The organism is Mesorhizobium sp. M4A.F.Ca.ET.090.04.2.1, from assembly GCF_003999085.1.
In the GTDB taxonomy this organism is placed as follows: domain Bacteria; phylum Pseudomonadota; class Alphaproteobacteria; order Rhizobiales; family Rhizobiaceae; genus Mesorhizobium.
Genome location: NZ_RZOT01000290.1, coordinates 1 through 7,586, shown reverse-complemented (window position 1 = coordinate 7,586; position 7,586 = coordinate 1). Strand labels below are relative to the sequence as shown.

11 protein-coding genes are annotated in these 7,586 nt (G+C 64.5%); 6 read left to right on the top strand and 5 right to left on the bottom strand.

Going from position 1 to position 7,586, the window contains the following annotated elements:
• Positions 1-360 (bottom strand): FxsA family protein (locus EN781_RS20075; protein WP_127400262.1); only part of this gene is annotated, 360 nt, incomplete at its 3' end.
• 199 nt (positions 361-559) lie between these two features.
• Here EN781_RS20075 and EN781_RS20070 point away from each other — a divergent pair.
• Genes EN781_RS20070 through EN781_RS20055 form a run of 4 tightly spaced genes read left to right on the top strand, consistent with a single transcriptional unit; the run spans position 560 to position 3,309 of the window.
• Positions 560-1,270: a Tim44/TimA family putative adaptor protein gene (locus EN781_RS20070; protein WP_126057316.1), complete on the top strand. Its 711-nt coding sequence runs from the start codon at positions 560-562 to the stop codon at positions 1,268-1,270.
• A 15-nt stretch (positions 1,271-1,285) separates the two neighbouring features.
• The gene (locus tag EN781_RS20065) at positions 1,286-2,392 is read left to right on the top strand and encodes a murein transglycosylase A (protein ID WP_126057315.1); all 1,107 of its coding nucleotides are present in this window, start codon (positions 1,286-1,288) and stop codon (positions 2,390-2,392) included.
• Positions 2,389-2,916: a Smr/MutS family protein gene (locus tag EN781_RS20060; protein ID WP_126057314.1), complete on the top strand. Its 528-nt coding sequence runs from the start codon at positions 2,389-2,391 to the stop codon at positions 2,914-2,916. Before EN781_RS20065 ends, EN781_RS20060 begins: the two co-directional genes overlap by 4 nt.
• 24 nt (positions 2,917-2,940) lie before the next feature.
• Entirely contained in the window at positions 2,941-3,309 is a 369-nt protein-coding gene (locus tag EN781_RS20055) for a helix-turn-helix transcriptional regulator (protein WP_126057313.1), read from the top strand.
• 86 nt (positions 3,310-3,395) lie between these two features.
• Here the strand turns inward: EN781_RS20055 and EN781_RS20050 are convergent, their stop codons facing one another.
• The 4 genes from EN781_RS20050 to EN781_RS20035 form a co-directional block, all read right to left on the bottom strand.
• The gene (locus tag EN781_RS20050) at positions 3,396-3,620 is read right to left on the bottom strand and encodes a hypothetical protein (RefSeq protein WP_126057312.1); all 225 of its coding nucleotides are present in this window, start codon (positions 3,618-3,620) and stop codon (positions 3,396-3,398) included.
• A 207-nt stretch (positions 3,621-3,827) separates the two neighbouring features.
• Positions 3,828-4,445 carry a transglutaminase-like cysteine peptidase gene (locus EN781_RS20045; RefSeq protein ID WP_126057311.1) on the bottom strand — a complete coding sequence of 206 codons (618 nt, stop codon included), beginning with the start codon at positions 4,443-4,445 and terminating at the stop codon, positions 3,828-3,830.
• A 182-nt stretch (positions 4,446-4,627) separates the two neighbouring features.
• Complete coding sequence (locus tag EN781_RS20040) at positions 4,628-5,905, bottom strand: polyhydroxyalkanoate depolymerase (protein WP_126057310.1); 1,278 nt, start codon at positions 5,903-5,905, stop codon at positions 4,628-4,630.
• 233 nt (positions 5,906-6,138) lie between these two features.
• Complete coding sequence (locus tag EN781_RS20035) at positions 6,139-6,498, bottom strand: septal ring lytic transglycosylase RlpA family protein (RefSeq protein WP_126057309.1); 360 nt, start codon at positions 6,496-6,498, stop codon at positions 6,139-6,141.
• A 309-nt stretch (positions 6,499-6,807) separates the two neighbouring features.
• Here EN781_RS20035 and EN781_RS20030 point away from each other — a divergent pair, with 309 nt between their 5' ends.
• Positions 6,808-6,993, top strand: coding sequence for a hypothetical protein (locus EN781_RS20030; RefSeq protein ID WP_126057308.1), 186 nt, complete (start codon positions 6,808-6,810; stop codon positions 6,991-6,993).
• A 215-nt stretch (positions 6,994-7,208) separates the two neighbouring features.
• Positions 7,209-7,586 (top strand): pyridoxal-phosphate dependent enzyme (locus EN781_RS20025; RefSeq protein ID WP_127400261.1); only part of this gene is annotated, 378 nt, incomplete at its 3' end.

Below are 7,586 nucleotides of genomic sequence, written 5' to 3'. Positions count from 1 at the left end.
CGCCAGCACTATGCGGCTTTTCAGCATCCGCCAGGCGAGTTCGCGCACCGGCGGCAGAAGCAACAGGATGGCGAGGATGTCGGTGATGAAACCGGGAATGATCAGAAGGATCGCCGCCAGCACGATCATCGCGCCATGCGCTAGCTGGCTGCTCGGATCGCGCCCGGCATCCATCTCGGCCCGCACCCGCGCCATCACGCCGAAGCCCTGGTGTCGCAGCAACAGGCTGCCGGCAATCGAGGAGGCCAGCACCAGGCCGACTGTCGCCAGCGCGCCGATCTGGCGGCCGACGACGACGAAGCCGGCGATTTCCAGCAGCGGCAGCGCGAGGACGAGCAATGGGAGCAGTGAAATACGCAATTCCTGGCCGATCGTTTCCGTGTTTTCCCGTCTAGCGTGCAATCGCCGCTGGCACCGGACCCGTTAGATAGGTATGCCTGCCTTTGATTTGAATGATTGCGCCTAGCGTTCTATATGCTTTGGGTGTTGAACGCTATGCGACCGCGGCCTGATGCTGGCCGGCGGTCCGGCCAGGACAGGGATCGAATTGGCGGAAGATATGGGTTTCTTCGACTTCGGCACGATTTTCTTTCTGATTGCGGCGGTTGTGATCTTTTTCCAGCTGCGCAACGTGCTGGGCCGTCGCACGGGCAGCGAGCGCCCGCCCTTCGACCCCTATTCGGCGAGCCGCACGCGCGAGCAGCAGGAGGCCGGCCAGAAATCGGAGAATGTGGTTTCGCTGCCGCGAAAGCGGGCGCCGGGGGAACCGGCCGCCGACGCCTATGCCGAGATCGATGCCTTCGCCAGGCCCGACACCGATCTCAACAAGGGTCTGAGGACGATCAAGGACAACGACCCGTCTTTCGATCCGAAGGGCTTTGTCGACGGCGCCAAGATGGCCTACGAGATGATCGTCATGGCCTATGCCGACGGCGACCGAAAGACGCTGAAGAACCTTCTCTCGCGCGAGGTCTTTGACGGCTTCGTCGCCGCGATCGGGGATCGCGAGGCAAAGTCGGAGAAGATCCAGTCCTCCTTCGTCGGCATCGACAAGGCAGATATCGTCGCCGCCGAGATGAAGGGCGGCGAAGCGCACATCACGCTGCGCATCGTCAGCGAGCTGATTTCGGCGACCCGCGACAAGGCCGGCGCCGTCATCGACGGCGACCCCGAAACCGTCGCCGAGGTCAAGGACGTCTGGACCTTCGCCCGCGACACGCGCTCGCGCGATCCGAACTGGAAGCTCGTCGCTACCGAAGAAGAAGATTGAGCCCGGGCGGCGGCGGTGTCGCTCTCTTCCCTTTTCAGCGAAAAATCCTTTGGCGAGCTGCCCGGTTGGGATGAGGACGACCACCGCGCCGCCTATGCCGCCTTTCGCCGCTCGGCCTTCCATGTCCTAACCAAACCCTATCGCACGGGCTCGCTTGGCGTCGGCTTCGAGGCCTTTGCCGAAGCCTATCAGGAGGCGCGTGCCGTTTCGTTGCCGAATCGAGCGCAGGCCCGGGCCTTCTTCGAGCGCCATTTCGTTCCCACTCATGTCACCGCCGAAACCGGCGGCGCCGGTCTCGTCACCGGCTTCTATGAGCCGGAGGCCGAGGCCTCGCCGGTACTGACGGACCGCTTCACGGTGCCGCTGCTTTCACGCCCGGCCGATCTGGTCGATGTCGACGACGCCAATCGGCCATCCGGCATGGATCCCTATCTCGCTTTCGCGCGCCCGGCGCCGGACGGATTGGCCGAATATTTCGACCGCGGCGCCATCGAGCGCGGCGCGCTCGCCGGCAAGGGGCTGGAGATCGCCTGGCTCGCCGACAAGGTCGACGCCTTCTTCATCCATGTCCAGGGCGCGGCGCGGCTGAAGATGACCGACGGTCGGCTCTGCCGCGTTACCTATGCCGCCAAGTCCGGCCAGCGCTTCACCGGGCCCGGCAAGGTCCTGAGCGAGTTGGGCGAAATCCCGCTGGCCAAGGTGACGATGCAGTCGATCCGGGCCTGGTTCAGGGCGCACCCGGATCGCGTCGACGAGATCCTCTGGCAGAACCGCTCCTATATCTTCTTCCGCGAGGCGGCGGTCGACGATGCGGCGCTCGGCCCGATCGCCGCCGCCAAGGTGCCGCTGACGCCAGGCCGTTCGGTTGCCGTCGACCGGCTGCTGCACACATTCGGCACGCCCTTTTATATCGACGCGCCGACGCTCGCCGCTTTCGGCGACGGGCCGTTCCGGCGGCTGATGATCGCGCAGGACACCGGCTCGGCCATCACCGGCCCGGCGCGGGGTGACCTCTTTGCGGGCAGCGGCGCCGCCGCCGGCGAGATCGCCGGCGTCGTCCGCAACGCCGCCGATTTTTATGCGCTGATCCCGCGCCAGCTCGTTTCGAGGCCATTGCCATGACCCGCCGCATCGACCGGCTGAGCGAGGACGATCGCGTCCTGTGGAACCTGGTGGCGCGCACCGCCAAGCCGCTCAAGGGCAAGGCCGCCGTCGACGTCCCCGATTTCAGCGTCGAGCCGAAACCGGCGCCGGCGCCTATCCCCGTCAACGGCGCTCCGGCTGTCGCGGCAAAGCCCAGGACGCAGCATGTCTCGCATGCGCTGGACGACCAGACGCTGAACAAGCTTGCGAAGGGCCGGCTGCCGATCGAAGGCCGCGTCGACCTGCACGGCATGACCCAGGACGAGGCCTATTCGCTGCTGTTTTCATTCCTGCACCGGGCGCATGCCGGCGGCATCCGCTATGTGCTGGTCATCACCGGCAAGGGCTCCTCGTCCGGCGGCGACGGCGTGCTGCGGCGTTCGGTTCCCGCCTGGCTGTCGACGCCCGCCTTCCGGCCGCTGGTCTCCAGCCACGACCATGCCGCGCGCAACCATGGCGGTTCCGGCGCGCTCTATGTCCGCTTGCGCCGGACCCGCACATGAAGACACGCGCATGAGAGCGCTGGCATGACCCCGTTCGGCGAGAAGCTGCGCGCGCTGCGTGCCGAGCGCGGCCTCAGCCAGAAGGCGATGGCCGAGGCGATCGGCGTCAGCGCCGCCTACCTGTCGGCGCTTGAACATGGCCGCCGCGGCGCGCCGACCTGGACGCTGATCCAGAAGATCATCGGCTATTTCAACGTCATCTGGGACGATGCCGAGGAACTCGCGCGCCTCGCCGAAGCCTCGCACCCGCGGGTCCGGATCGACACGTCTGGCCTGACGCCCGCCGCCACCGAGCTCGCCAATCTCCTGGCCGAAAACATCGAGAAACTGGATGAGGCGGAGCTTCGCCGGATCACGGCGTCGGTCCGCGCGGCACTGGGGCGGCGGACGTGATGCGCGGCGCGAGTTGCTCCGGCGCCGGCGTCCGCTTCACATGAGGCGATGCCCGCTGGCCGGTAGCCAGCGGGCATGCTGCGAGATCACTTCGCGCCGGTCTGGCCACCGCGACCGCCATGGTTGCCATGGTCGCCATGCTCGTGTCCGCCGCCCAGGCAGCTCGAGTCGCTGGTACCGCAACAACGGCCGCTCCACAGGTCGTTGGTCTTGGTTTCGGCGCAGCTGACGGTCTGGTCCGCCAGCGCGGATCCGGCCATGGACGTCACCGCGACAGCGGCGAGCAGGGCATTTCGCAAAAAGGCAGTCATTTGAAGTCTCCAGGGTTGGTTTCCGTACGCGGCTGTGTCGCCGGCAGCGACGGTTTGGTTCATGGAGACTGTGAAAAATTCTGGGAGGGTGGCGCGGGACGCGGCCAGCAAGTCTCATTTAACGTTGGCGCCGCCAACCTATGATGTAAAAGCAGCCAAGGGCGGGACCAGCCGCCTCAACGCTTGGAATGCAGACTCAATCGTCGGTTACTGCACCGCGCCGACCAGCACCTGCTGGCCGCCACGGATCGACACCCAGCGCCCGGTGTTGTCGATCGCCTGGCGCTTGAGGAAGCGGTAGCCGGTCTCGTCCCAGGCCTTGACCTTGTCGTTCAGATTGTCGAGCACATAGTCGCCCCTGTCGGTGCGCACAGTCAGCACCGCGTGGCCTTCACCATCGGGTTTGCGCACGACGGTGATCAGCAGATCGGCGAGCGACACACCCATGCGGTAGAGCTGGCGGCGCTTTTCCAGCACATAGTCCTCGCAGTCACCGACGCCCTTGTCGGGAAAGGCCCAGACTTCGTCCTTGCCGTAAATGTCGTAGTCGCTCATCGGCTTGACGGCGGCGTTGACCTTGGCGGTGATGCTGGCGAGCTTGCGCAGGAACGCATCGGTCATCTTGGCCGGCGCCAGATTGGCCGGCCGGATCGAGCATTCGCCGAGATTTGCCTTGCAGAAATCGTAGTGTCCGATCGGCTGAGAGGTCAGGCCGCCGGTCACCATCGCTCCCGCGGCGACTGCGGGCGCCGCCCACAATCCCGAAATCGCCAGCCCTGCGACCGCACACAAGCGCAGCGTCCGTGCCATCGGTGAGGAAATCATTGTCCCCGTTCGCCCTTGTTGTTAACGAAACGTTAAGGGCGATTTACAGTCCGTGTCAATTACGAGTCTGGCCTGATTGGCGGCATGGTTACTTCCGCGATCCTGACAGCGGCACTTGTGCAACAGGACGATCCGGGCGCGCTGAAGGCTGCCGTGACGGCGTCCCGAACTCCCCGCCTCGCTCAGCCCTTGGCCGAGCGCACAAGTCTTGGCTTCGCCGCAACGCGCATCTGGCGGCCGTAGCTGGTGATGAAGTCGACGATGCGCGGCACTATCTCGGAGCGGAAGCGCGAGCCGTTGAAGACGCCGTAGTGGCCAACCGCCGGCTGCATGTAGTGGGCCTGCCGGTCGGCCGGGATGTTGACGCACAGATCGTGCGCGGCCTGGGTCTGGCCGAGGCCGGAAATGTCGTCGTTCTCGCCCTCGACCGTGAACAGGGCGACGTTGCGGATCGCCGAGGTGTCGACCGGATTGCCGCGATGCATCATCTCGCCCTTCGGCAAGGCATGGCGCACGAACACGGTGTCGACCGTCTGCAGGTAGAATTCGGCCGTCAGGTCCATCACCGCCAGATATTCGTCGTAGAAGTCGCGGTGCTTCTCGGCATTGTCGCCGTCATGCTTCACCAGGTGCATGAAGAAGTCCTTGTGAGCGATGATGTGGCGGTCGAGGTTCATGCTCATGAAGCCCGAAAGCTGCAGGAAGCCGGGATAGACCTCGCGGCCGAAGCCGGGCACTGGCCACGGCGCCTGCATAATGACGTTGTCGCGGAACCAGCCGCTGCCCTTTTCCTCGGCGAGCAAATTGACCGCCGTCGGATTGCGGCGGGTGTCGATCGGCCCGCCCATCAGCGTCATCGTCGAGGGCACGAAGGGGTCGCCGCGCTTTTCCATCAGCGCCACCGCCGCCAGCACCGGCACCGAGGGCTGGCACACCGCCATCACATGGGTGTCGGGACCGAGCGCATGGAACATCTCGATGATGTAGTCGATATAGTCGTCGAGATCGAAGCTGCCGTCGGCAAGCGGCACCATGCGGGCATCGACCCAGTCGGTGATGTGCACGTCGGCATAAGGCAGCATCGCTTCCACCGTGCCGCGCAGCAGCGTCGCGTAGTGTCCCGACATCGGCGCCACGATAAGCAGCTTCGGATCGGGCTTGCGGCCGGCGGGAACGGCCCGCTCGAAACGGATCAGGTTGCAGAACGGCTTTGACCACACGGTCTTTTCGCTGACGTCGACGCTCTTCCAGTCGACCACGGTCTTGTCGAGGCCGAATTGCGGCTTGCCGTAGCGGCGCGTGGTGCGCTCGAACAGTTCGGCGGTTGCCGCCACCGAGCGGCCCCAAGGCGTGTGCGCGATCGGATTGAGCGGGTTGGTGTAGAACATCCGCACCGCGTCGGCATAGACGCGGGCTGGCTGCAGCGCGGCGTGGTTCAATTCGTAGAGCTGGTAGTACATCAAGGACCCCGCTGCTGCTTGCGACCCAAGAACGCGTGCAGCGCCGAGCCTCAAATGTCTCGCGGCGAGGTTAACAACATATTGTTGCGATGCAATACGTCATGTCGAATGATCAATGCTTCTTTCGACCAAGGCGTTGAGAATCCGCCTTGACGGGCGGCAGCCGGCTCACTGTGCGTTGCCGAAGTGTGTAGGAAACATGTCCGGCCCTCTTGCCGGACATGTCAGACATATCACACGCGCGCCATGCACACGGCGGTGTGGCCCGAGCCGATGAAGCCGAGCTGGTTGGCCGCGCCCTTCGAGAGATCGAGCACGCGCCCCTTGATGAACGGGCCGCGGTCGTTGATGCGAACCACGACGCTGCGACCGTTGTTCTTGTTGGTCACCTTGAGCTTGGTGCCGAAGGGCAAGGTGCGGTGCGCGGCGGTCAGCGCCGACGGGTTCATGCGTTCACCGGAAGCAGTGCGCGAGTGCAGCGCATACCAGGAGGCGCGGCCGCATTGGGCGGCGGCGGAGGAGGTGGAGGCGCCGACCATCAGGCCAGCCGCTACCGTTACCGCGACAAGCGCGGTTTGCTTTGTCTTCATCATCTTTGGGGAATGGCTCCGTTTGGACAGACCCCAGCCGTTATGAAGCAATTAAGGCAGGAAATGCGGCCGTCATCTGGCGGTTCCATGGCAATGGCACACGTTTGGAGTCGCCGGGAAACAGTTTGTCATGAGTCTTCCCGCCTTGCGCGGCGTATTCTCGATGATCATTCGCGCCGGTCTTCTGGCCGTGTCTGGCTGGATCGGGCATCAATACGCAAGTACAGAGGGACACGATTGGATCGCTTCCTTCCGCTCTTTCATTGCTGCCGTGACTGAGTTGACGATCGACTTGCGAAGGGAATTCCACCGATGCGATTGATGCGGTTTGTGCTGGCCCTGATCGTGCTGGCGATCGGCCTGCTCTGGTCCCTTCAGGGCCTGGGTCTTGTCCGGGGAAGCTTCATGACCGGCCAGACGCAATGGCTCTATATCGGAATACTGACGATGCTGGTGGGATTGCTCGGGCTCGGCTGGGCGATCCGCTCGCGCATCTGAGCAGCCAGCATGGAACGAGCGCTGGCGATCCTTCTCGCATGAATCTTCGCGACGAGCCGAAGCCCATCCAGGATCCTCGGATCAGGCCCGAGGATGACGAACGCAGCGGGAGGAATTTCATTCCCCGTCTGGCCACTTGATTGGCACGGTCTATCTTCTTTCCGGCTGCGATCGGCTGGAAAAGACGCTAGGTTTTGACCAATGGAGCGCCTGACATGAGCGAGCACAGGAAAGCCGCACCCGCCAGTGCCCCGCCCGAGAGCACCCTCTCCCGCCTGCGTCCGCCCTATGCGTCGGTGCTCGACCTGATCGGCCAGACGCCCATCGTCGAGCTGACCAAGTTCGACACCGGCAAGTGCCGGCTGTTCATCAAGCTCGAAAGCCAGAATCCCGGCGGCTCGATCAAGGACCGCATCGCGCTGTCGATGATCGCCGCCGCCGAGCGGCAGGGCAAGCTCAGGCCCGGCGGCGCAATAGTCGAGGCGACCGCCGGCAATACCGGCCTTGGCCTTGCCCAGGTCGGCATCCCCAAGGGCTACCGCATAATCCTCGTCGTCCCCGACAAGATGTCGCGCGAGAAGATCCAGCATCTG